This window comes from Novosphingobium sp. DS6-6, assembly GCF_057784975.1.
Map to the genome: position 1 here is coordinate 239773 of NZ_JBYNTS010000004.1, position 22840 is coordinate 262612.

General features: G+C 67.5%; 19 protein-coding genes. 11 read left to right on the top strand and 8 right to left on the bottom strand.

The features are described 5' to 3' along the window. Window positions 1-7: 7 nt before the first annotated feature. The 7 genes from fdhD to AC3EDY_RS07060 all read right to left on the bottom strand — a co-directional run bounded on the left by fdhD (window position 8) and on the right by AC3EDY_RS07060 (window position 7392). Window positions 8-802, bottom strand: coding sequence for a formate dehydrogenase accessory sulfurtransferase FdhD (gene fdhD / locus AC3EDY_RS07030; RefSeq protein ID WP_488571766.1), 795 nt, complete (start codon window positions 800-802; stop codon window positions 8-10). Beyond that, on the bottom strand, window positions 792-1070 hold the full coding sequence (locus AC3EDY_RS07035) for a formate dehydrogenase subunit delta (protein WP_488571767.1): 279 nt from the start codon (window positions 1068-1070) through the stop codon (window positions 792-794). Before AC3EDY_RS07035 ends, fdhD begins: the two co-directional genes overlap by 11 nt. Beyond that, the gene (gene fdhF / locus AC3EDY_RS07040) at window positions 1067-3919 is read right to left on the bottom strand and encodes a formate dehydrogenase subunit alpha (RefSeq protein WP_488571830.1); all 2853 of its coding nucleotides are present in this window, start codon (window positions 3917-3919) and stop codon (window positions 1067-1069) included. Before fdhF ends, AC3EDY_RS07035 begins: the two co-directional genes overlap by 4 nt. Beyond that, on the bottom strand, window positions 3909-4451 hold the full coding sequence (mobA, locus tag AC3EDY_RS07045) for a molybdenum cofactor guanylyltransferase (protein WP_488571768.1): 543 nt from the start codon (window positions 4449-4451) through the stop codon (window positions 3909-3911). Before mobA ends, fdhF begins: the two co-directional genes overlap by 11 nt. 11 nt (window positions 4452-4462) lie before the next feature. Beyond that, window positions 4463-6007, bottom strand: a complete 1545-nt coding sequence (locus tag AC3EDY_RS07050) for an NADH-ubiquinone oxidoreductase-F iron-sulfur binding region domain-containing protein (protein WP_488571769.1) — start codon at window positions 6005-6007, stop codon at window positions 4463-4465. Window positions 6008-6009: 2 nt separating this feature from the next. Next, window positions 6010-6438 (bottom strand): NAD(P)H-dependent oxidoreductase subunit E, encoded by a 429-nt coding sequence (locus tag AC3EDY_RS07055; protein WP_488571770.1) that lies wholly within the window; start codon window positions 6436-6438, stop codon window positions 6010-6012. Between the two features lie 69 nt (window positions 6439-6507). Then, complete coding sequence (locus AC3EDY_RS07060) at window positions 6508-7392, bottom strand: LysR family transcriptional regulator (protein ID WP_488571771.1); 885 nt, start codon at window positions 7390-7392, stop codon at window positions 6508-6510. A gap of 222 nt (window positions 7393-7614) precedes the next feature. Between AC3EDY_RS07060 and AC3EDY_RS07065 the strand changes: the two genes are divergently transcribed. Genes AC3EDY_RS07065 through AC3EDY_RS07085 form a run of 5 tightly spaced genes read left to right on the top strand, consistent with a single transcriptional unit; the run spans window position 7615 to window position 13255 of the window. Next, the gene (locus tag AC3EDY_RS07065; RefSeq protein ID WP_488571772.1) at window positions 7615-8625 is read left to right on the top strand and encodes a KpsF/GutQ family sugar-phosphate isomerase; all 1011 of its coding nucleotides are present in this window, start codon (window positions 7615-7617) and stop codon (window positions 8623-8625) included. 17 nt (window positions 8626-8642) lie between these two features. Beyond that, window positions 8643-9443: an ABC transporter permease gene (locus AC3EDY_RS07070; protein WP_488571773.1), complete on the top strand. Its 801-nt coding sequence runs from the start codon at window positions 8643-8645 to the stop codon at window positions 9441-9443. Continuing rightward, window positions 9440-10105, top strand: a complete 666-nt coding sequence (locus tag AC3EDY_RS07075; RefSeq protein ID WP_488571774.1) for an ABC transporter ATP-binding protein — start codon at window positions 9440-9442, stop codon at window positions 10103-10105. The genes AC3EDY_RS07070 and AC3EDY_RS07075 overlap by 4 nt, the downstream gene beginning before the upstream one ends. Next, on the top strand, window positions 10102-11373 hold the full coding sequence (locus AC3EDY_RS07080; RefSeq protein WP_488571775.1) for a KpsE/RkpR family capsule polysaccharide export protein: 1272 nt from the start codon (window positions 10102-10104) through the stop codon (window positions 11371-11373). The genes AC3EDY_RS07075 and AC3EDY_RS07080 overlap by 4 nt, the downstream gene beginning before the upstream one ends. 52 nt (window positions 11374-11425) lie before the next feature. Next, window positions 11426-13255 (top strand): polysaccharide biosynthesis/export family protein, encoded by a 1830-nt coding sequence (locus AC3EDY_RS07085; RefSeq protein WP_488571776.1) that lies wholly within the window; start codon window positions 11426-11428, stop codon window positions 13253-13255. A gap of 109 nt (window positions 13256-13364) precedes the next feature. On the opposite strand, the gene AC3EDY_RS07090 is transcribed toward AC3EDY_RS07085, so the two are convergent. Next, complete coding sequence (locus AC3EDY_RS07090) at window positions 13365-14243, bottom strand: LysR substrate-binding domain-containing protein (RefSeq protein ID WP_488571777.1); 879 nt, start codon at window positions 14241-14243, stop codon at window positions 13365-13367. A gap of 85 nt (window positions 14244-14328) precedes the next feature. Between AC3EDY_RS07090 and AC3EDY_RS07095 the strand changes: the two genes are divergently transcribed. The 6 genes from AC3EDY_RS07095 (at window position 14329) to AC3EDY_RS07120 (ending at window position 22828) form a co-directional block, all read left to right on the top strand. Next, window positions 14329-14841 carry a DinB family protein gene (locus AC3EDY_RS07095; RefSeq protein WP_488571778.1) on the top strand — a complete coding sequence of 171 codons (513 nt, stop codon included), beginning with the start codon at window positions 14329-14331 and terminating at the stop codon, window positions 14839-14841. A gap of 110 nt (window positions 14842-14951) precedes the next feature. Continuing rightward, window positions 14952-15290 carry a hypothetical protein gene (locus tag AC3EDY_RS07100; RefSeq protein ID WP_488571779.1) on the top strand — a complete coding sequence of 113 codons (339 nt, stop codon included), beginning with the start codon at window positions 14952-14954 and terminating at the stop codon, window positions 15288-15290. Window positions 15291-15375: 85 nt separating this feature from the next. Next, window positions 15376-16656: a UDP-N-acetyl-D-mannosamine dehydrogenase gene (gene wecC, locus AC3EDY_RS07105; protein ID WP_488571831.1), complete on the top strand. Its 1281-nt coding sequence runs from the start codon at window positions 15376-15378 to the stop codon at window positions 16654-16656. Between the two features lie 468 nt (window positions 16657-17124). After that, window positions 17125-20763, top strand: a complete 3639-nt coding sequence (locus tag AC3EDY_RS07110) for a glycosyltransferase (protein ID WP_488571780.1) — start codon at window positions 17125-17127, stop codon at window positions 20761-20763. Further along, window positions 20760-21791, top strand: coding sequence for a hypothetical protein (locus tag AC3EDY_RS07115; protein WP_488571781.1), 1032 nt, complete (start codon window positions 20760-20762; stop codon window positions 21789-21791). The genes AC3EDY_RS07110 and AC3EDY_RS07115 overlap by 4 nt, the downstream gene beginning before the upstream one ends. Then, window positions 21791-22828: a GSCFA domain-containing protein gene (locus AC3EDY_RS07120; protein ID WP_488571782.1), complete on the top strand. Its 1038-nt coding sequence runs from the start codon at window positions 21791-21793 to the stop codon at window positions 22826-22828. Before AC3EDY_RS07115 ends, AC3EDY_RS07120 begins: the two co-directional genes overlap by 1 nt. Window positions 22829-22840: the final 12 nt, after the last annotated feature.

A 22840-nucleotide genomic window follows, 5' to 3' on the forward strand; every position in this document is an offset into this window, starting at 1 on the left:
ACTTCGGTCAACTTTCCAGGAAACTGTCGGCGCGGGCTAGGCTGAACAGGCGCAGGCCGTGCGCCTTTGCGCGTTCCGCGGCCAGACTCGACGCGGCCGATACGGTGACCAGCAGCGGCAAGCCGGCGATCACCGCCTTCTGGACCAGTTCATAGCTGCACCGTGCCGTCAGGACGGCAAAGCCGCTGGCCGGTTCGATGTCGGCGCGGGCCAGGGCACCCACCAGCTTGTCGAAGGCGTTGTGGCGCCCGACATCTTCGCGCAGGCAGACGATCGTGCCATCGGGCCGGCAGAACGCGGCGGCATGGGCCGCACGGGTGGCCTGACCCAGGGCCTGGTGATCGGCAAGGGCTGCCGTGGCGCGAAAGATCGCCGCATCCCCGACCACCGGGCCGGCGGCCACCGGCGGCAGAGGGCGCAAGACCTGTTCCAGGCTTTCGATCCCGCAAAGCCCGCACGAGCCTTCGGACAGGCGCAGCCGTGCCCGCTCCATCAACGGCTCGGCATCGGCAACAGCAAGCGTGATCCGCAAGATCCACCCGCGGTCTTCGATCGCCGCCGCCTGGGCCGCGATGAAACCCGATGGATCGGCGATCAGTTGTTCGGAAAGGCAAAAGCCCAGGGCATAGTCTTCAAGATCGGTGGGCGTGACCATCATCACGGCATAGCCGAGACCGTTGATCTCGATCGCCACCGGCGCTTCGGCAGCCAACGCGCGCAGGCGTCGGGCGGAAGGACGTCCATCGCCGAAATGTTCGTCAAAGACGTGGGCGATGGCCCCTGGCGGCAGGCTATCCGGCATCGGTGCCGTGACGAGCCGGATCGGTCGTGTCGCTCTGGCGCGGAGGCGTGTGGCCCGCGGCAAGATGGGCGAGCGCCGCGCGGGCAACGGGATCGAGCGCTTCTTCGCCATGGGCGGCAAGATGCGCCACGAGCTGGCGCAGCATGGCCGGCGTCCAGAAGGCGCGGAGATGATCCGCCACGGCGGCGGCAGGATGCAGTTCCAGCTTGAGGTTTCGCGCGATCTGGTTGGCCATGTAGGCAAGCTTGTCCTGCGTCGTGCGGCTCATTCCGCCGGCTCCATTGCGCTGCCGGCGATGCGGCGTGCCCGGCGGGTTTGCGCCGCATAGTCTTCCTGCCATGCACTTGGCCCGTTGGACGGCGTCACCTGCACGGCCGTGACTTTGTATTCCGGGCAATTGGTGGCCCAATCCGAATAGTCGGTGGTCACCACGTTGGCCTGCGTGGCCGGGTGGTGGAACGTGGTATAGACGACGCCGGGCGCCACGCGATCGGTCACGGTCGCGCGCAGCGTGGTTTCGCCGGAACGACTGGCCAGGCGCACCCAGTCCCCGCTTTTGATGCCGCGGTTCTCCGCGTCGGCGGGATGGATTTCCAGCAGATCCTCGGCGTGCCACAGGCTGTTTTCGGTGCGCCGCGTCTGCGCGCCGACGTTGTATTGCGAGAGGATGCGCCCCGTGGTGAGCAGCAGCGGAAAACGGGGGCCGGTGCGCTCGTCGGTGGGCACGTAGTCGGTCACCACGAAGCGGCCCTTGCCGCGCACGAAACCGTCGACATGCATGATCGGCGAACCGTTGGGCGCAGCCTCGTTGACCGGCCATTGCAGCGAGCCTTCCGCGTCGAGGCGGGCATAAGTCACGCCGGCAAAGCTGGGCGTCAACCGGGCGATCTCGTCCATGATCTGGCTGGGATGGGTATAGTTCCAATCGAGCCCCAGCGCGCGGGCCAGTTCCTGGGTCACCTGCCAATCCTGATAGCCGTTCAACGGCTCCATCACCTTGCGCACCGGCTGAATCCGGCGTTCGGCATTGGTGAACGTGCCGTCCTTTTCCAGGAACGAGGAGCCCGGCAGGAAGACATGGGCGTAATTCGCGGTTTCGTTGAGGAACAGGTCATGCACGATAACGCAGTCCATCGCCGCGAGGCCGGCGGCCACATGCCTGGTATCGGGATCCGACTGGAGGATGTCTTCACCCTGAATATAAAGGCCCTTGAACAGCCCGTCGGTGGCCGCGTCGAGCATATTGGGAATCCGCAGGCCCGGTTCGGGATCGATGCTGACGCCCCATTCCGCTTCGAACAGCGCGCGCGCTGTGGCGTCGGAGACGTGGCGATAGCCGGAAAGCTCGTGCGGGAAGCTGCCCATGTCGCAGGCGCCCTGCACGTTGTTCTGCCCGCGCAACGGATTGACCCCCACCCCGCGCCGGCCGATGTTGCCGGTGGCCATGGCGAGGTTGGCGATCGCCATGACGGTTGACGAACCCTGGCTGTGTTCCGTCACTCCCAGGCCGTAATAGATCGCGCCATTGCCCCCGGTGGCATAGAGCCGCGCCGCGCCGCGCACCTGCTCGGCCGGAACACCGGTGACGGGCTCGAGGAATTCGGGACTGTTGCGCTCTTGCGCGACGAATTCGGCCCAGTGCTGGAACGCATCCCGATCGCAGCGTTCGCGCACGAACGTTTCATCGACCAGGCCCTCGGTGACGATCACGTGGGCCAGCGCGGATAGCACGGCCACGTTGGTGCCGGGGCGCAGCGGCAGATGGTAATCGGCCCTGACATGCGACGTCCGCACCAGATCGATGCGGCGCGGATCGATCACGATCAGCCTGGCACCCTGGCGCAGGCGGCGCTTCATGCGACTGGCGAAGACCGGATGGCCATCGGTGGGATTGGCGCCGATCACCAGGATCACGTCGCTGTCTTCGACCGAATCGAAATCCTGCGTGCCGGCGGACGTGCCGAACGTGGCCTTGAGGCCATAGCCGGTGGGGGAGTGGCAGACCCGCGCGCAGGTATCGACATTGTTGGTGCCAAAGCCGGCCCGCACCAGCTTCTGCACCAGGAAGCCTTCCTCGTTGGTGCAACGGCTGGAAACGATGCCGCCCAGGGCGTTGTTGCCGTGCGCGGCGGCGATCGCCTTGAAGCGGGCGGCGGCAAAGCCGAGCGCCTCTTCCCAGCTCACCTCGCGCCAGGGCTGGTCGATGCTTTCCCGCACCATCGGCTTGAGGATGCGATCCTTGTGCTGGGCATAGCCCCAGGCAAAACGCCCCTTGACGCAGGAATGGCCGCGATTGGCCTTGCCATCCTTCCACGGCACCATGCGCACCAGCTGTTCCCCGCGCATTTCGGCGCGGAACGTGCAGCCCACGCCGCAATAGGCACATGTCGTCACCACCGCGCGCTCGGGCTTGCCGATCGCGGTCACCGCCTTTTCCATCAGCGCCGACGTGGGGCAGGCCTGAACGCAGGCGCCGCACGAAACGCATTCCGACGACAGGAACGTGTCAGAGGTGGTGCCGGCCGAAATCTCCGCGCCGAAACCACGACTTTCCACGGTGAGCGCCAGCGTGCCCTGCACTTCGTCGCAGGCCCGCACGCAACGCGAACAGACGATGCACTTGGTGGGATCGAAATCGAAATAGGGATTGCTGGCGTCGGTTTCGGCCGCCAGGTGATTGGCGCCCTCATAGCCGTAACGCACGTCGCGCAGGCCCACGGCGGCAGCCTGGTCCTGAAGCTCGCAATCGTTGTTGGCGCTGCAGGTCAGGCAATCGAGCGGATGATCGGAAATGTAGAGTTCCATCACCCCGCGCCGCAGTTTCTGCAACCGGGGCGTCTGGGTGTGGACTTTCATGCCCTCGGCCACAGGCGTGGTGCACGAAGCCGGCGTGCCGCGCAGGCCATCGATTTCCACCAGGCACAGGCGGCACGATCCGAACGGCTTGAGCGTGTCGGTGGCGCACAGCTTGGGGATCGACCCGCCCGCAAGCGCGGCCGCCCGCATGACCGTGGTGCCACCCGGCACAGCGACGGCGCGGCCATCGATTTCCAGCGTCACCTGGGTGTCCGACCGAACTTCGGGCGTGCCGAAATCGGCCTGGCGTTCATAGCCCATGGGCATGCTCCTGCGCGGCGGCAAGATCCGCCGGGGTGTTGATGTTGCAGGGCGTGACAGGAAGAGTGACGGCCCGTGCGCCGATGGCGGCAGCAAAGGCGCGCAGCGAATGCCTGGCGGAACTGGCCAGCAAGGCATCGAGCGCCGGCGCCGCGCCTGCGGGCCAGAGGCCGATCACCGGCTGGCTGTCGCAGAAGGCCGGTGCCGGGGAAAGCCAGGCCACAGTATCGGCGGCAAGGCCGAAGCTGTCGACCGGCACGGTCAGCACCGCATCGAAGCCATGGTCACGGGCATGATGCAGGGCGGCGGCGATGCCACCCAACGGCCCCATGCCGGGGCGGGGAACATCGGGCAGGCAGGGCGCCGGCGCATCGTCGCGGCCGACCACGACAACGGCGTGGCAGTGATGCCGCAGCGTTTCCACCGCGTGGGCCAGCAGGCTTTGCCCCGCCAGTTGCGCCAGCGCCTTGTCGCTGCGGAAGCGGGTGGAGCGGCCACCGGCGAGAACGGCGCCTAGAAGCCTGTTGGTCATTGCCCCGCCCATCACTCCGCCGCCTCGGCGGGGGCTGGCGCGGCCCCGAAATCCTCGGGAAAGCGGCGCAGCGCGGATAGCACCGGATAGGGGGTAAAACCGCCCAATGCGCAAAGCGAGCCGAATTTCATCGTCTCGCACAGGTCTTCAAGCAATGCGATGTCGTCGTCCAGACTGCGCGCCTCCTTGCGCGCATTGTGCATCTGCGGCAGCGTTTCCACCGCATCGGCCGGGCGGCCTGCGCGGGCGCGGATGCGGTCGATCACTTCGACCCCGCGCGTGGAGCCCAGGCGGCAGGGGGTGCACTTGCCACACGATTCGGCCGCGCAGAACTGCATGGCGAAACGGGCCTGGGCGCTCATGTCCACACTGTCGTCGAACACCGTCAGGCCGGCATGGCCGATCAGCCCATCGGCCGCGGCAAAGCTTTCATAGTCGAACGGCAGGTGAAAATCGGCAGGCGGATGATAGGCCCCCAGCGGACCGCCCACCTGCACCGCGCGGACCGGGCGGCCCGATGCCGTGCCGCCGCCGATACGCTCGACCAGCTCGCCCAGAGTGATGCCGAAGCCGACTTCGTAAAGCCCGCCATGCTTCACGTTGCCGGCGATCTGGATCGGCATCGTGCCTTTGGAACGGCCAAAGCCGACGTCCGCATAGGCCGCGCCGCCATGCGCCAGGATCCACGGCACGGCAGCCAGCGTCAGCACGTTGTTGACCACGGTGGGCTTGCCGAACAATCCTTCGAGCGCGGGCAGCGGGGGCTTGGCGCGCACTTCGCCGCGCTTGCCTTCCAGGCTGTTGAGCAAGGACGTTTCCTCGCCGCAGACATAAGCGCCCGCGCCGACGCGCACGTCGACCTCGAACGGGGCGATGTGCGCGCGCGCCGCCTGCGCGGCGGCCCGCATCCTGGCAATGGCATGGGGATATTCGCTGCGGATATAGACATAGCCCCTGGCCGCGCCCACCGCATGGGCGGCAATCGCCATGCCTTCGATCAGCATGAAGGGATCGCCTTCCATGACCATGCGATCGGCAAAGGTGCCGCTATCGCCCTCGTCGGCATTGCACACCACGTATCTCAAACCGCCCGACGCCTGCGCCACGGTAGTCCACTTGATCGCGGCGGGAAAACCGGCCCCGCCGCGCCCGCGCAGGCCCGAGGCCATGACTTCGGCGATCGTCTCTGTCGGCCCGATCTCGCGCGCGCGGGAGAGCCCGGCCCAGCCGCCATGGGCCGCATAGTCCGCAAGGCTCAAGGGGCGGGTCTTGCCGGCGCGGGCGAACGTGAAACGCTGCTGCCCGGCAATGAACGGATGATCGGCAATCGGGCCGATCGCCTTGGCGCTGTTGCCCGCCAGCACGCCCGGCACGTCTGCCGGCACAAGCGGGCCGAAGCCCGCGCCATCGATTTCCGCCAGCGGTTCCAGCCAGTGCATACCCCAGCTGGAAACCCGCTCCACCTGGCAGCCCGCCTGGGCAAAGGCAGCGGCAACGGCATCCGCGCCACAGGCCAGCGCCAGGGCATCGTCGGCGATGCGTACGGTCACAGTCATGGTCATGGTTGTTCGAGGCCCCCGATCAGCGCGCCCAGCTTTTCGGCATCGAGCCGCGCATGCAGCACATCGCCCAGCATGGCGTTCGGCCCCACGCTGCACAGCCCCAGGCAATAGACCGTTTCCACCTTGACCGGGCCATTGGCGGGCAGGCGCGCGGCCAGCGCTTCCACCCCGCGGGCCTGGCAGCTTTCGGCGCGGCACAGCTTGAGAACCGGACGCGGTTCGGGACGATCGCGAAAATCGTGATAGAAGCTGACCACGCCGTGCACTTCCGCGCGGCTGAGATTGAGCGCATGGGCGATCGCGCGCTCGGCCTCCTCGCTCACATGGCCGAAGGCGGCCTGCACATCGTGCAGGATCGGCAGCAAGGCCCCCTCGCGCTGCGCATGCGCGGCAAGGATCCGGTCCAGTTCGGCAGGTTCGCTCATGCCTTGAATGTCGCGCCGGACGGCTGCCGGGTCAAATCGAATTGCCCAAAGTCTGATAGAGACAGTCTATCACGCCGCCACGCTGCGCGCCACGTCGAGCGCCGCCGTGGCCAGAGGGCTCATCGGCTGGCGATCGAGCACCACGAGACCCAGCCGCCGGGCCGCTTCGTCGCCGACGAGAGGCAGGAACCTTGCCCAGTCCAGGCCGCGCATGAGGCCGGCATAGCCATCGGGCACGATCGTGGCAAAGCGGCCGGACTGCACGAGCGCGAGCAGCGCGACATAGCTGTCGGCCACGGCGCGCGGCCTCACGGCCAGGCCTCGCGCGGCAAACTGCGCGTCTAGAATGCGCCGATACTGCATGCCCTGGTGCAACAGGCACAGCGGCTGCGCCGCGGCCACCCCCCATGCGACGGACGCTGCGCTTTCTCCCCCGCCATCTCGGCGCGTCACGAAAAGATAGCGCTCCTCGGCCAGTGGCACCGCCACGACATGGGCGGGCGGTTCGTGGTCGAGATAGGTGAGCCCGGCATCGCAAGAAAGCGCCTGGAGATTTTGTTCGATCACGCGGCTGGTCGCCTGGTTGATCGTCAACGAAAGCCCGGGATAGCGCGCCAGCAGGGCATCGCCGAAACGGCCCGCCAGCGGCAGTGCGGCCGGGATCGCGGCCAGGCGGAACGCGCCGGAAAGGGGCGCCGCGGTTGCCGCTACCGCCTGGGCCATGCTGCCCATCGCGCCCAGGATCTGCTCGGCCCAGGGCAGCATCGCCTGGCCCTGGGCCGTCAGGCCGATGAAGCGCCGGTCCCGCTCGACCAGGCGCTTGCCCAGATCCTGCTCCAGCGCCAGCAACCCGGCCGAAAGCGTGGGCTGAGACACCCCGCATTCGGCGGCCGCCCGGGCGAAATGGCCCTGGCGGGCCAGCGCCACGAAATAGCGCAGATGGCGCAGTTGCATGGCGACACGAACTCCCTCCGAAATTGAGAGGCCGTTTCTATCACCAAGGCAAGGCAAATGCATGGTCTGCGGCGCTAGGGTCACGATCCGTGCCGGGGCTATCGCTTCATTTCCGTGTGAACAGCGGCCCAGGGACGGACCAGTTGCGACTACTAAGGGGCATTCCCGATCATCGATGACATGGATCGTGGATATGGACATTGCTGGGGGACAGGAATTTCGATGAAACCGACGAGCCGGACCGCCGCGCAACCGATGCCGGGCACGATGTCGGCCGTGGAGCTGCTGGCCCGCGGACGACGGGTCATCCAGACGGAAGCCGATGCCCTCGATCGCCTGGCGCTGACGCTCGATACCCGTTTTGCCGAGGCGGTGAACCTGCTGCTGGCGACGCCTTCGCACGTGGTGGTGAGCGGCATGGGCAAATCCGGCCATGTCGGCCGCAAGCTGGCGGCGACACTGGCCGCCACCGGCACGCCGGCGTTCTTTCTCCATCCGGCCGAAGCCGCGCATGGCGATCTGGGCATGATGACCGCGCAGGACCTGCTGCTGGTGCTGTCCAATTCGGGCAATACGCCCGATCTGCGTGTCGTGCTGGCCTGGGCGGAGCAGCTTGGCTGCCCGATCATCGGCATTTCCGGCCAGGCGGATTCGATCCTGATGCGCGCCGCCACGGTAGGGCTGACCCTGCCCCGCGCGCGCGAGGCCTGCCCCGCCAGCATCGCGCCGACAACCTCATCCACGCTGATGCTGGCTCTGGGCGACGCGCTGGCAATGACCACGATGGCCGCGCGCGGGGTGACGGGCGAGGCGCTGCGCAGCCTGCACCCGGGGGGTTCGATCGGAATGAACCTCACCACGATTGGCGAGATCATGCACCGTGGCGACGCCATGCCGCTGGTGCCGCCGGCCATGCCGATGCGCGAAGTGCTGGTGGAAATGACGGAAAAAAGCCTGGGCATTGCCGGCGTGGTGGACCGGACCGGGCGGCTGGTGGGCGCCATTTCCGATGGCGATCTGCGCCGCCACGTCCACGGCCTGCTCACGGCCTGCGCCGAAGACGTGATGACCCCGTCGCCCCGCACCGTGCGAGCCAGCGCCCGCGCCGGCGAAGCTCTGGCGCTGATGTCGCAGGCCAGGATCTCGGCTCTTTTCGTGGTCAACGAGGCCAAGCCGGCGCTGCCCGTTGGGGTGGTGCACCTGCACGATCTCGGCCGGCTGGGGTTGAAATGATGGCGCCCGGCCACCCGTTGCCGACGCCGCAGCCTTCCCGCCCGCGCACGGCGATCGCCGTCACCTGGTCGGTCTGGCGCGCGCTGATCCTGCGCGAGGCACTGACCAGGCTTTTCGCCACGCGCATCGCCTGGGCCTGGGTGCTGTTCGAGCCGGTGTTCCATGTGGCCTATCTGCTGGTGCTTTACGCCGCGGTACGAGTCCACAGCGTGGGCAATCTCGATACGCCGGTGTGGATAATGGTCGGCATCCAGGCCTTTTTCCTGTTCCGCAAGACGGCCGATCATGTGGCCGGTGCCCCGGCAGACAATTCCGCGCTCTTTGCCTATCGCCAGGTCAAACCGATCGACACGCTGATCGCGCGCGGGCTGCTCGAAGGGGCAAGCTGGCTGGTCGTCACCTTGCTGCTGATCGCTTTCCTGGCGATGTGGGGCCACCCCTTTGCGCCGCAGTTTCCCCTGGCAATGATGGGCGCGGGCGCGGCGATGTGGCTGCTGGGCTTGGCTTTCGGCATGATCGTGTCGGCCTGCAGCGCCATGATGCGCGAGACGCGGCAAGTGCTGCAGATCGTCCTGCGTCCGCTGTACATGATTTCGGGGGTGATGTTCCCCCTGGGCTCTTTGCCGGCGCAGTGGCGCGCGCTGCTCATGCTCAATCCGCTGGCGCACGGGGTGGAACTGGTGCGCATGGGTCTTTCCGAAAACTACCAGGCCGTGCCCGAGACCGACGCGGCCTATCTGTTCGCCTGGGTACTGTGCCTCCTGCTGCTCGGCCTCGCGCTGCAGTTGAAGCTGTCACACAAGGTCGGCGCACGATGATCGTGGGGCGTGGCCTTTCCAAGCGCTACATAACCGGGCACGGCGCGGGGCCGTGGGTGCTCGACGAGGTGAATTTCGTCATCCCGCCGCGGGTCAGCGTCGGTATCCTGGGCGCCAACGGGGCGGGCAAATCCACGTTGCTGCGCATTCTTGCCGGGGTGGACAAGCCTACGCGGGGCGTGGTGGAACGCCACTGCCGCGTGTCGTGGCCGCTGGGCTTTGGCGGCGGGCTGCAAGGTTCGCTGACCGGACGACAGAATGCCCGCTTCGTCTGCCGGATCCACGGACACGACGACGATATACCCGAACGCCTGGCGCGCATCGCCGAATTCGCAGCACTGGGCGAGCGGTTCGATCAACCGATCCGCACCTATTCCACCGGCATGGCCGCCCGCCTGCGCTTTGCCATTTCGCTCGCATTCGATTTCGACGTCTACATTTCCGACGAAGCCACCTCGGCCGGGGACGCCAGCTTTCGCGCCCGCGCGGCCGAGGAATTCCGCCGCCGCGCCAACCAGGCCAGCGTCATCATGGTCAGCCACGATCCCGGCACGCTCAGGCGCTTCTGCACGGCCGGGATGGTGTTGCACCAGGGCAAGCTGACATGGTTCGACCGGCTGAGCGACGCGATCACGGCCTATAAGGACACGCTGCCCGCATGAGCAACGACCTCGCCTTTCCGCCCGCCCCGGCCCCGGCCGGCCCGGAACCCGCAGCGCCGCCGCGCTCCAAGCCAGACAGGGCCGCGGGCGGCGGGCGGAGTGCCGCCATTCCGCTTGCCGGCCTTCGCCCTCCATCGGCTGTCCCGCCCTTGCCAACGCCACGCCCGCGCTGGCGTGCCGCGCGGGTGCGCAATCTGGTGCTGGGCCTGGCAGCCGGGGCCAGCCTGGGCGCGACGGCCTATTGGTGCCTGATCGCGTCCGATCTCTATGTTTCGGAAACGGACGTGGTCGTGCAGCGGGCCGAGATGGGCACGATCGATGCCGGCGGGCTGGGCGGGCTGCTCTCGGGCCTTTCCGGCAGCGGGAACCGGGGCGATCAGATGGTCCTGCGCAACCATCTGCTGTCGCAGGACATGCTGGCCCGGCTCGATGCCGGTCTGCACTTGCGCGCCCACTATGCCGATCGCCGCCGCGACCGGGTTTCGCGGCTCTATGCCGCCGACGCGCCCATAGCCCGCTTTCGCGACTACATGAAAGCGCGCCTGAAAGTGGAATACGACGACAACGACGGGGTGCTTCACGTGGAAGCGAGCGCCTATGATCCCCAGACCGCCAAGGCGATCGTTGTCGCGATGCTGCGCGAAGGCGCTGCTTTCATGAACGCCAACGATCACCGCCTCGCCCAGACGCAGGTGGATTTCCTGGCCGGGGAAGCAGCGCAGATGGGCCGACGCAACGCGCAGGCGCGCCAGGCCGTGCTCGATTTCCAGAGCAAGGCGGGCATGATTTCGCCCGATGGCACGCTCAATGCCGTCGCCGGCACGATCGCCCAGCTGGAAGCGCGCAAAAGCGCCCTGCAGACCCAGCTCGGTACGCTCGAGGCCTATCTCGTACCCGCCCATCCCGACGTCGTGGCGGTCCGCCAGCAGATCGGCGCGGTCGATGCCGAACTGGCGCGCGAGCGGGCCCGCGCCGCCTCGCCCGATCCCCAGGCGCTCAACCGCCGCGCCGATTCCTTCCGTCAGTTGCAGCAAGAGGCGCAGTTCAGCCAGTCGCTCTACCAGACCACGCTGGCCGCGCTGGAAAAGGGGCGGATCACTGCGATGCAGGCAATGAAGCAGATTTCGGTGATCCAGGCGCCCACGCTGCCGGAATACCCCGCCCGGCCCCGCCGCCTGTACAATTCGCTGGTCTTCACGCTCGCCACCTTCGTTGCCGCGGCGATCGCGCTGCTGCTGATCGCGGTCGTGCGGGACCACATCGACTGAACTTTTGCGATACAGACTTTCCGGGGATTTTCCTGGGAACAAGGAGCCCGACATGCCCCGCATCCGCTACTCCGTGCCCGGCTTTGGCAGGCTGGCGCTGGGGCTTTTCCTGGCCTTGCCATCGGTTGCGCTGAGCCCCTCCGCGCCCGCGCAGGGCCTGCCGCCCGGCCTGGCCGGCCAGGTGCTGCAGAATGCCGATCCTGCCACGCTTGCCGCCATCACCAATGCCATGGGCAGCGGCACCACGCCCGGCGGCCTCAACCTGCCGAGCGCCCCGCTTGCCGTATCGACCGCGAGCCCTAACCCGGCACAGCCCGCGCCGGTGAACGGTGCGGCCCCGGCGGTGGCGCCCGGAAACCTGGCGGCGGGTCCTGGCTATGCCGCCAACGCATCCAGCCCGGTGTTTGGTGCCCGCCTGTTCACCGGCGCCTTTGCGCGGGCGGGCGCCGCGCATTTCAACCCCGATTACACGATCGTGCCGGGCGATCAGGTGGTGTTGCGGCTGTGGGGCGCGTTCCAGTATGCCCAGGTCCAGACGGTGGACCCGCAGGGCAATGTCTTCCTGCCCAACATCGGCCCGATCCGCCTTGCCGGCGTGCGCAACCAGGATCTTCAGCGCGTGATCACCGGGGCGGCCGCAAGCGCGTTTCGCAGCAATGTCTACGTCTATGCTTCCCTCGCCGAAGCACAGCCGGTGCGCGTGTTCGTGGGCGGTTTCGTCAGGCGGCCGGGCCTTTACGACGGCACCAGCATGGACGGATTGCTGCACTATCTCGACGCGGCCGGCGGCATCGATCCCGATCGCGGCACGTTCATCGACGTGGAAGTGAAACGCGGCGAACAGGTGCGTGCCCGCGTGAATCTGTACCAGTTCCTGTTTCGCGGCATCATGCCGCCGGTGCCGCTGGCCGATGGCGATGTGATTTTCGTCGGGCCGCGGCAGCAGACGGTGACCGTGCTGGGCCTGGCCAACAATGCCAATATCTTTGAATTTCCGCGCAATGCTCATCCCACCACGGCGGATGTCATGCTACTGGCCGGGCCACAGCCGGCCGCCACTCACATGCGGATCACGCGGATGACCGGGCCGGTCCGCAATGTGGATTATAGGCCGATCGCCGATGCCGGCGCCCTGCCCATCGGCAACGGCGACACGATCGAATTCACGGCCGACAAGAAGGCCGGCACGATCACCGTGCGGATAGAAGGCGAGCACGAAAGCCCGCAGGAATACGTTCTGCCCTATGGCGCCCGCCTCGGCGACCTCTTGCGCCAGATCCGTTTTTCCGAACGATCGGACGCCGACAGCATCCAGCTTTTCCGGGCAAGCGTGAAGGACCGGCAGAAGACCATGCTCGATGCCAGCCTGCACAGCCTGGAGCAGGCGGCGCTGACCGCGCGATCGGGCACAAGCGACGAAAGCCAGCTGCGCCGCAACGAATCCGACCTGATCCTCCAGTGGATCGACCGCGCTCGCAAGGTGGAGCCTCTGGGCCAGGTGGTGATCGGGCAGGGCCGCGCGCGCGACGAGCTGCTGCTGGAAAACGGCGACCGGCTGCGCGTGCCCACCCGCGACGGCCTCGTGCTGGTGAGCGGCGAAGTGCTGTTTCCCAATGCCGTGACCTGGCAACCGGGGCTCGATGCCGATGGCTATGTCGCCAGGGCCGGCGGCTTCACTCAGAAAAGCGCGGCCCGGCGGATCGTGGTGGCCCATGCAGACGGCAGTTTCGAAGAGGTGGCGAGCCGGAACCGTGCCTTGCGCAGCGGCGACGAACTGCTGGTCCTGCCACGTGTCGACACCAAATCGCGCCAGATTCTCAAGGATCTGACCCAGATTCTCTATCAGATCGCGATCAGCGCAAGAGTGGTGCTGGGATTGTGAGCCGCATGGCGTGCGAACGCGCCGGGCCTCGCCGCGAACCGCCCCGGCAAGGCGGGGTAGCGCGGCGGGGGGTAGGGCGGCGGGGGGCAGGGTGGCGGGGGGCAGGGTGTCAGGCGTCGGCCTTTTCCGGGCCGCTGCCTTTGGCCTGGTCGACCAGCCAGGCCTCCAGCCGCGCGATCCTTGCCGATCGGGACGCGGGCATGGGCGTGGCTGGCGTGACCCAGTAATAGCCTTCGCGAAGCGGCACGACGGCGCCCAGCGCGCAAAGGCGCGCGTCAACGAGGTACGGTGCCGCATAAGCCGCATCCGTGACCGCGATACCCGCACCCGCCAGCGCCGCATCCATCGCTTGCGCCCGGGTTTCGACCACGATGCAGCGCTCGGGCGGGCTTCCCGCCTGGCGCGTGACGTGCCACCACCGGTTCCAGTCCCGAAAGCGGGACCGCGCCCTTATGATCGTGCTGTGGCCGGAGAGGCGCGGCACATGGGGTCGCGCGACCGGCACGAGCGTTTCCCGAAAGAGCAAGGTCGCCCGCAGTTCAGGCCATCCGGCAAGGCCATGGCGGATCGCGCCGTCAAAATCCTCGGTCGCGAGGTCGACCGGGCGCGTAGTCGTGGAAATCGCCAGGTCCAGATCGGGATGGCGGGCCTGCCAATCGGCAAGACGCGGGATCAGCCAGTGCGATGCGAACGTGGCGACGGTGCTGATCCGCAATTGCCCATGCCGCCGCCGGAGCGGCGCCACCGCCGCTTCGATGCGATCGAGCGCATCGCCCATCGCTGCCAGAAGCGCGCGGGCATCGTCCGTCAGCCGGGCAGAGCGGCCGACCTGGCGCACCAGCACGACGCCGAGCTGCCGCTCGAGTTCGGCGATCCTGTGCGAAAGTGCCGAACGGGTTACGCCCAGCGTTTCCGCCGCTTTCGTCAGGCTTGGCGCCTGCATCAACGCGGCGAGGGCCTGCAGGTTTCGAGTCGATGGCAGTTCCATGCCGGTTGCGCTTTCAACGTGATGCGTGAAGATATCTCACGCGTCAGCCCTTGCGAAGATGGTACGCTTCATCGCGGAGGTACGCATGACAACAGCTATATTCGCTCGGTTCGCCGCCTATAACCGCTGGGCCAATGCCCGCATCTATAGCGCCGCGCTTGCCCTGCCGGACGACGCTTATCGGCAAGCGACGGGCGTTTTCTTCAAAAGCCTGCATGGCACGCTGAACCATATCCTGGTTGCCGACAGGCTGTGGCTGGCGCGCCTGACGGGCGTGGGCGACATTGCTCCGCAGCTTGACGCGATCCTTTACGAGGACCGTGCCGCGCTGGCGCAGGCGCGCGCGACCGAGGACGAACGCTTGATCCGGCTGGTCGACAGTTATGACGAAGCTGCGTTGCAGCGCCGGCATCGTTACACGACTATCGGCGGGCAACCGCAGGAACAGCGGGTGGCCGACATCCTCCAGCATCTGTTCAATCATCAGACGCATCATCGCGGCCAGGCCCATGCCTGCTACTCGATCGTGAGCGGCCTCGAGCCGCCGTCTCTCGATCTTGTCGCGTTCCAGCGCGGGGCGCCCGCACCCTCACTATGACGTGACCGGTGGCGTCGCGGCCTCCGGCCCTGAGCGATCCGGCGGGCGCAAAGTGAACCGCCCGGCACGAATCGTTTCCGGCCCGGGAGATAAGGCTTCGTCATCGGCAGATGATGCGGGTAAATTTTGCTGTTCTGCTCCGAAACGAAGGTAAATACTCAGTATTCGTGCGGATCTTGGAGAAAGAGCCGCAGAATGCATTGTTTCCGGAGATTTCTGCCCTCGCGCAGGGGGCGCGGTTGGGGAATGGTGGTTTCAACGGCAGCACGACGCCACCGATGAAACTGCCAAGGGTCGCCCGCGTGGCGATGGCTCCGGCCTGCCAATTCATTGGCCGAACCATCGCCCGCCAGGGTTCCCAGCCACGATTAACTGGAATGGGCGTCCGGCATGCGCGTCCGGAATGGGCGGTCATGTGCCTTTGCCAGGCGGCAGGTCACCGTTTTTAAGGCTTTTGCCACGGGTTATCACGTAGGAAAGGGGAATTATGCCATGGCCACTGCGGCGCCCTTGAGGGACGAGACAGAAGAGATGATGACCCCTGCCCACCGTTTCAAGCGGGTTTCCGTGATCGGGCTTGGCTATATCGGCCTGCCCACTGCCGCCGTCTTCGCCTCCCGCGGGATCGAGGTGATCGGCGTGGACGTCAACGAGATCGCCGTGCAGACGATCAACAAGGGCCGCATCCATATCGTGGAGCCCGATCTCGACATGGTGGTCCACGCCGCGGCACGTGAAGGACGGCTGCGCGCGACGCTCAAGCCGGAGCCGGCAGACGCTTTCCTGATCGCCGTGCCAACGCCGTTCCGCGACGGACACGAGCCCGACCTTTCGTTCATCGAGGCTGCCGCCCGGGCGATCGCGCCGGTTCTGCACAAGGGCAACCTGGTCGTGCTGGAAAGCACTTCACCCGTGGGCACGACCGAGCAGATCGCGCAGTGGCTGGCGCAGGAGCGCCCCGATCTCAGCTTTCCCCAGGATGCCGGCGAGGCGGCGGACATTGCCGTGGCTTATTGCCCGGAACGCGTGCTGCCCGGGCACGTGCTGCGCGAACTGGTGGAGAACGACCGCGTGATCGGCGGGCTTACGCCGCGCTGCTCGGCAGAGGCGGTAGCGCTTTACGGCACATTCGTGAAAGGCGAATGCGTGGTAACGTCGGCGCGTACCGCCGAAATGTGCAAACTGACCGAAAACGCCTTTCGCGATGTCAACATCGCTTTTGCCAACGAATTGTCGATCATCTGCGACAAGCTGGACATCAGCGTGTGGGAATTGATCCGGCTGGCCAACCGCCACCCCCGGGTCAATATCCTTCAGCCCGGCCCGGGCGTGGGCGGACACTGCATCGCGGTGGACCCCTGGTTTATCGTCAACCGCAGTCCGCAGGAAGCGCGGCTGATCCACATCGCGCGGCAAGTGAACGACAGCAAGCCCCATTGGGTGGTGGAAAAGGTGCTGGCCGCGGCCCAGGCCGTTGCCGCGCGCAAGGGTTGCGCACCCGAGGACGTGCGCGTGGCGGCATTCGGCCTGGCCTTCAAACCCGATATCGATGACCTGCGCGAAAGTCCGGCAGTGGAAATCGTCAAGGACCTGTCCACACGCTTTGCCCGGCCGCTGCTGGTGGTAGAGCCGAACATCGCCGTCTTGCCGCCTGCTCTTGCGGCCTGCGGCATGGAATTGATCGATGGCTTCGCCGCACTCGATCAAGCCGACATCTGGACCCTGCTGGTCGATCACCGCCCGTTCAAGACCGTCTCGCCCAAGCGGCGCGAAGGGGTGGAAATCATCGACGCCCGCGGAATCTGGACCGACTGAGCGCCCGATTGCCAATCCCGCCGGTGCTGGCGCGGCAGGCACCGGTTCGCCAGCGGCAGCCCGGAATGCCCTGTGCTGTGCCCCGCGCAGGCAGATAACCCCGGCGCTTGTTGCGCCACCAGCATGCAGCGCGCCGGCCCGGCATCGCGATCGGGCTTCGCCGCGCGGATGCCGGCCCCGCCAACGGGGCGCAGTGGAGAACCGATGACCGAGACAAGCACCCCGCCCGCTCCCTTGCAGGAAAGCCCGATTGCCGCGCCGGCGGAAGAGGCAACCGCTGCCGCGCGGGCGACGAACGGCACGGAGGGCGAGGCCCCGGCGGCCGTCCTGCCGGCGCGCTGCGAAGTGTCAGCAGACAAAGCCTCAGCGGGCGAAGCCTCAGCGGGCGAAGCAGCCGGCGCTATCTTGCCGCATCGCCTGCAAACAGCCACGGGCGACAGGGATTGTACATCTGCGGCACCATGCGCCATGGCACAAGACCCGGATAAGCCGGCAGGATTGACGAACGCCGGGCCTGATAGCGGCGATGCCGGTACCGGGCGCCGGCCGGCACCGGCCGCCATCGGCATTACGGCAGCCCTGCGGCGCTGGTGGCGCGGGCCGGGCGGCCGCAGCGAAACGACAAAGACATTCGCCCCGCGTGACACGGGCTCCAACACAGCGCCGGCCCCGAGCCCTGCCGACAAGGCCCTGGCGCAGCCGCAGCAGGATCACGCCGTGCAACCTGCTGAGCAGCCTGCCGGGGAACCTGCCGTGCAACAGCCTTCAAGCGACCGGGCACGGAAGCAGGCCGAGCAGTTGGAACGGCGCGCGCGCACCGCCCGGGCCGATGCCTATACGGCGCAGGCGCGGGCCTTGCGCCAGGACGATCCGTTTGGCGCCGCGCCTCTCGCGCTTGCCGCGTACGAGGCCGACCCGCAGCCGTGGCGGGCGAAATGGCTGGCGTTCCGGCTTTACGATGCCGGGGAGCTGGTGCGGCCGGCAGCATTGCTGCAGAGCCTGCCGCAAGACATCGGCATGAGCGGGTCGGAAAGCACCCGCGCGCAGCAGATCCTTGCACTGGCGGCCATGGCGCAGCGCCTGCCCGAACTGCCCGCGACCGCTGCACCGGCCTATGACCCTCGTCCGCAAAGCCTGCTTTACTGCGCCGCGAGCGCCCTGCCCTGGCACACCAGCGGCTACACCACCCGCACCCAGGCCCTGCTCCGCGCGCTCGCCGCGCAAGGGGTGGAACTGGTGGCCCTTACCCGTGCCGGATATCCGTGGGACCGGGCCGACAGCACCGGCACCCCCGGTAGCCTTGCCACCCATCATCAGGGCATCGACTGGCACCACGTGCGCCAGCCCGGCCAATCGATGCCGCTCGACATCTATATCGAACGCGCCAGCATCGCCATTGCCCGGCTGGCCAAGGCACGCCGCGTCGCGGCGATCCAGGCGGCGTCCAACCACGTCAACGCTCTGCCCGCGCTGATCGCCGCGCGGCGGCTGGGGCTGCCGTTCCATTACGAAATGCGCGGCCTTTGGGAAATGAGCCGCGCGGCCAACGTGCCCGGCTTTGCCGGAACCGAACGCCATGCCCTCGGGCTGGCACTCGAAGCATGCGTCGCGCGCGCGGCAACCTCCGTCTTTGCCATTTCCCGCCCCCTCGCCGACCATGCCATCGGGCAATGGGGCCTCGATCCCGCGCGCGTGGCTCTGCTGCCCAACGGCATCGATGCGGCGGCTTTTGCAGAACTGAGCGCAGCGCCCGCCGACCAAGCCCGGCATGCCCGGCCGCGCACCACTATCGGCTATGCCGGGGCGCTAGTGGGGTATGAGGGGCTCGACCTGCTGGTCGAAGCCCTGGCGCTGCTGCGCGACAGGGGCGGCCTGGCGATCGAACTGGTCGTGATGGGCGAGGGACCGGCGCGCGCCGGCCTCGAAGAGCAGGCTCGCCGCCTGGGGCTGGGCCGGGCCGTCACGTTCACCGGGCGGCTGGAACCCGATGCGGCCCGCGCCCGCATGGCCGCGTGCCATATCGCCTGCCTTCCCCGGCGCCGCAGCACGGTGACCGAACTGGTCCCACCGATCAAGCTGGTCGAAGCCATGGCCCTGGGCCTGCCGGTAATCGTGCCAGACCTGCCCGTATTCCGGGCCGAAGCGCAGGAGGGGACCGCGCTGTTCTTTGCGCCTGACGATCCGGCCGCCCTTGCCCGCGCCATCGCCGCCATCGCCGCTGATCCCCAAAAGGCGCGCCGCCTGGGCGAGGCCGCGCGCCAACATGCCTTCGAGCGACGCAACTGGAACACGATCGTCGGCGCCGTTGTCCAGACCCTGCCCAACCCCGATCCAGGCAAGCCCGATTCAGGCAAGCCCGATTCAGACAAGCCCGATTCAGGGGACGACACCGCCGCCAGCAAGCCGCCCGCGTGGTGCGTGCCCGATCCCGAGGCGCTGATTGCGTCCTTGTGCCGAGGTGACGTGGCGCCGGTACGGGCAGTCATGGCCGGTACCCCCTTTGCCGATGCCGCACAGGCCGCGCGCGAATGGCTGCGTCTGGGCAGAGCGGCGGGCGCGCGGGGCACTATCGCCGCCGAACTGCTGGCCGCGGAGGAAGCGGTCATCCTGCACCGCGGAGTGAACACCCTGGCGGGAGCCTATGCCGCGGCCCAGCGCGCCGGCGCTTTCACGCGGTGCCGGGAATGGATGGCGGAATTGCGCCACCACCCCGATCGGCGCGGAAAGGCCACTGTCCAGGCCCGGATCGAACGGCTTGGCCAGGGACTGGCCGGGCAGCTCGATCTGCTGGACCTGATCCCCTCGCGCCGCCCCCGCGGGCAGGCACCAGAGCCGGGGCGGATCTGCTACATGCTGCACAACAGCCTGCCCTATACAACGGGCGGCTATGCCACGCGCACGCACGGGCTGGCGCGCGGGCTGGCGGCGGCAGGTTGCGACGTGCTGGCGATGACGCGGCCGGGCTTTCCGCGTGACGCCGTGGCCGGCCTTGCCGAGACGCTGCCGGATAGCGAACGGATCGACGGCATCACCTATCTGCGCAATCACGTGCCGACGCGTGGCGGCATGCGTTATCTGCACTACGTTCCCGCATCGGCGCGAGTGCTGGAGGAACGCTATCGCGCGTTGCGGCCCGCGCTGGTGATGGCGGCATCGAATCATCTGGTGGCACTGCCGGCGTTGATCGCGGCACGGCGGCTGGGCATTCCATTTGTCTACGAAGTGCGCGGCTTTTGGGAAGTCACCAAAATGTCACGCGAGGAAAGCTATCGGGAAACGCCGGCCTATCAGGTGCAGGAACAACTGGAAGCGGCCATTGCCCGGGCTGCGGACCAAGTCTTCACGCTGACCGGGCCGATGGCCGAGGAACTGGTGGCGCGCGGCGTAAACCCTGACGCCATCGCGCTCGTGCCCAATTCGTGCGATCCGGCGCGCTTTGCCCCCCGCCCGCGCGATATGGAACGCGCCCAGGCGCTGGGTATTGCCGCCGATGTGCCGGTGATCGGCTATGTTGGCACGTTCGTCGATTATGAAGGTCTCGATGACCTGGCGCGGGCCTGCGCGCTGCTGAAAAGGCAGGGGCATGCATTTCGTCTGCTGCTGGTCGGCAACGAGAACACGAGCGGGGCCGAGCGGGGGCCGATCACCCAGGCCATTGCCGCCATTGCCGAGGAAGGCGGCTTTGCCGACTGGCTGATCATGCCGGGCCGGGTGCCGCACGATGAGGTCGAAAGCTGGTACTCGCTGATCGACATCTGCCCGTTTCCGCGCCGGCCCTGGCCGGTGTGCGAAATGGTTTCCCCGATGAAACCGCTGGAAGCGCTGGCAATGGAAAAGGCCGTGGTCGTTTCCGATGTGCGCGCGCTGGCGGAAATGATCGCCGATGGGCACACCGGCCTCAGCTTTGCCAAAGGCGATGTCGATAGCCTGGCCCGAACTCTCGCGCGGCTGATCGCCGACCCTGCCTTGCGCGCTGCGCTTGGCCGCCGCGGGCGCCAATGGGTTTGTGCCGAGCGCACCTGGCTGGGTACTGGGCAAGCCGCAGTTGCGCTGCTGCAACCGTTCCTGGCGCAGGCCGATGACGGCCTGGTAGAGGCCGCGGAATGACCGGACAGAGCGCATTTGCAAGCGCCCTGCGGCGCAAGCTCGGGCAGCTCGTGCCCGGGGACAACCGGTTCGACGTGCGAACGCATGCCCTGCTCTCGCCGTTGCGGCCCCACGCCGTGCCCGTTCATTTCCATGTGCGCTTCGTGCCGAACGCCACCCGCATGCTGGTGACCTTGCATGGCGCGGCAAGCGCGGCGCGGCGGGCACGCCCGGTGTTCAACGGCTTCAACCCCGATCTGGCCGATTGCATCCAGGTGGCGGTCAGCGATCCGTCGCTGCAGATGCCCGGCGACGTCGGCATCGCCTGGTTTGCCGGGCATGAGGATTTCGATACGCCGGCCCTGCTGCGCTGCGCCTTTGCCGAAATGGTCAGAACCTGGGGCGTGGAGCGGACGGTTTTCTTCGGTACGTCGGGCGGTGGCTTTGCCGCGCTGGCCCAATCGCATGCCATGCCCGGATCGATTGCCGTGGTGGGCAACCCGCAGACCCGCATCGCCAGTTATCATAGTACGCCGGTGTCGGCCTATCGCCAGGCATGCTGGCCCGGTCTGGCGCAGAATGCCGATCTTGACAGCGCGACCATGGCCGATTGCACCAGGCTCTATAGCGCAGGGTTTCGCAACACGGTGGTCTATGTCCAGTCCCTGGGCGACCGCCACCACCGGCGCCTGCACATGCTGCCTTTCGCGGCGGCAATCGCCGATCTGCCCGACGCCGACCGGGTGCTGTTCCACACCGATTTTCACGGCGTGCACGATCATAGCCTGCCGCGCACGGCCTATGCCGCCTGGCTGCGCGCCGCCATCATCAGCCCCACGGCCAAACCAACCGACCTGCTCGACGCCTGGGAGACCGTGCGCCACCGCGCCGCCATCCCTGCCGATACGCCTGGCCGGAGCAGTCAGGGCGCTCGCGCCGCCATGCCAGATATCGAGGCCGCCGGTGCCCGGCTCGAGGCCTGGTTGATGCGACAGGCGGCGGCGCCCGGTTTCGCTCCGGCACGCGCCGAAGCCAAGGAGGCAATCTGATGCGCAACCCCTATCGGGGCCTTGCCCCGCACGCCTTCTGGTCGACGGCGGTGGCTGAACGCCACCTGGCCGACATGCGAGACCTTTGGGATCCGATCGCGCTGTCTCCGCAAGACCGCATCGCAACGGCCGGTAGCTGTTTTGCCCAGCACATCGGCAATGCCCTTGCCGCGCGCGGCGCCCATTTCCTGGATTGCGAGCCGCCGCCGCCGGTCTTTGTCGACGCAGACGAGGCGCGACGGTTCGGCTATGGGGTGTTCTCGTGCCGCTATGGCAATGTCTATACTGCCCGGCAGATGCTGCAACTCGCGCAGGAGGCGCTCGGACAGCGCAACCCCGCCGAGGTGGTGTGGGAGCGCGAGGGCCGTTTTCACGATGCCCTGCGCCCCGCTGTCGATCCGGCGGGCCATGCCAGCGCCGAAACGGTGCTGCTGGCACGGCGGCTGCATCTGGCTGCGGTCCGCACCATGCTGGAAACCATGGATGTCATGGTCTTCACCATGGGGTTGACCGAATGCTGGGAAAGCCTGGCAGACGGCACGGTCTATCCCACCGCGCCCGGCACCATCGCCGGCAGCTTCGACCCCGAGGCCCACGCTTTCCGCAATCTGCGCCATGGCGAGGTGCTCGCCGACATGGCCGCGTTCTGGGCACTGGTCAAAACGATCAATCCGGCCGCACGTCTGCTGCTCACGGTATCGCCGGTACCGCTGATGGCCACGGCCAGCGCGGCCCACGTCCTGCCGGCTACGGTCTATTCCAAATCCGTGCTGCGGGCCGTGGCCGGCGAGCTTGCCGAAACGCGCGCCGACATCACCTATTTCCCCAGTTACGAGATCATCGCCGGTCATCCGGCCCGCGGCCTGTTCTTCAATCCCGATTTGCGCACGGTGAACCCGATGGGGGTCGATCTGGTCATGCGCCATTTCTTTTCCGGCCCGCTGGCCACCGCGTTCGCGCCCGGCAGCAAAGGGCCGGTGTTGGAAACCGAGCCGGAGGTGATCTGCGAGGAGAGCCGCATTACCGAAACACTGTGAGCGACCAAGGAA

Bases quoted from the DNA above. Each gene is read 5' to 3' on its own strand.
- AC3EDY_RS07050 (WP_488571769.1), bottom strand. From the start codon at position 6,007: ATGACTGTGACCGTACGCATCGCCGACGATGCCCTGGCGCTGGCCTGT.
- mobA (WP_488571768.1), bottom strand. From the start codon at position 4,451: ATGACCAACAGGCTTCTAGGCGCCGTTCTCGCCGGTGGCCGCTCCACC.
- AC3EDY_RS07115 (WP_488571781.1), top strand. From the start codon at position 20,760: ATGACCGGACAGAGCGCATTTGCAAGCGCCCTGCGGCGCAAGCTCGGG.
- AC3EDY_RS07065 (WP_488571772.1), top strand. From the start codon at position 7,615: ATGAAACCGACGAGCCGGACCGCCGCGCAACCGATGCCGGGCACGATG.
- AC3EDY_RS07100 (WP_488571779.1), top strand. From the start codon at position 14,952: ATGATGCGGGTAAATTTTGCTGTTCTGCTCCGAAACGAAGGTAAATAC.
- AC3EDY_RS07080 (WP_488571775.1), top strand. From the start codon at position 10,102: ATGAGCAACGACCTCGCCTTTCCGCCCGCCCCGGCCCCGGCCGGCCCG.
- AC3EDY_RS07035 (WP_488571767.1), bottom strand. From the start codon at position 1,070: ATGAGCCGCACGACGCAGGACAAGCTTGCCTACATGGCCAACCAGATC.
- AC3EDY_RS07090 (WP_488571777.1), bottom strand. From the start codon at position 14,243: ATGGAACTGCCATCGACTCGAAACCTGCAGGCCCTCGCCGCGTTGATG.
- AC3EDY_RS07120 (WP_488571782.1), top strand. From the start codon at position 21,791: ATGCGCAACCCCTATCGGGGCCTTGCCCCGCACGCCTTCTGGTCGACG.
- AC3EDY_RS07110 (WP_488571780.1), top strand. From the start codon at position 17,125: ATGGCACAAGACCCGGATAAGCCGGCAGGATTGACGAACGCCGGGCCT.
- AC3EDY_RS07095 (WP_488571778.1), top strand. From the start codon at position 14,329: ATGACAACAGCTATATTCGCTCGGTTCGCCGCCTATAACCGCTGGGCC.
- fdhF (WP_488571830.1), bottom strand. From the start codon at position 3,919: ATGGGCTATGAACGCCAGGCCGATTTCGGCACGCCCGAAGTTCGGTCG.
- wecC (WP_488571831.1), top strand. From the start codon at position 15,376: ATGACCCCTGCCCACCGTTTCAAGCGGGTTTCCGTGATCGGGCTTGGC.
- AC3EDY_RS07055 (WP_488571770.1), bottom strand. From the start codon at position 6,438: ATGAGCGAACCTGCCGAACTGGACCGGATCCTTGCCGCGCATGCGCAG.
- AC3EDY_RS07060 (WP_488571771.1), bottom strand. From the start codon at position 7,392: ATGCAACTGCGCCATCTGCGCTATTTCGTGGCGCTGGCCCGCCAGGGC.
- AC3EDY_RS07075 (WP_488571774.1), top strand. From the start codon at position 9,440: ATGATCGTGGGGCGTGGCCTTTCCAAGCGCTACATAACCGGGCACGGC.
- fdhD (WP_488571766.1), bottom strand. From the start codon at position 802: ATGCCGGATAGCCTGCCGCCAGGGGCCATCGCCCACGTCTTTGACGAA.
- AC3EDY_RS07085 (WP_488571776.1), top strand. From the start codon at position 11,426: ATGCCCCGCATCCGCTACTCCGTGCCCGGCTTTGGCAGGCTGGCGCTG.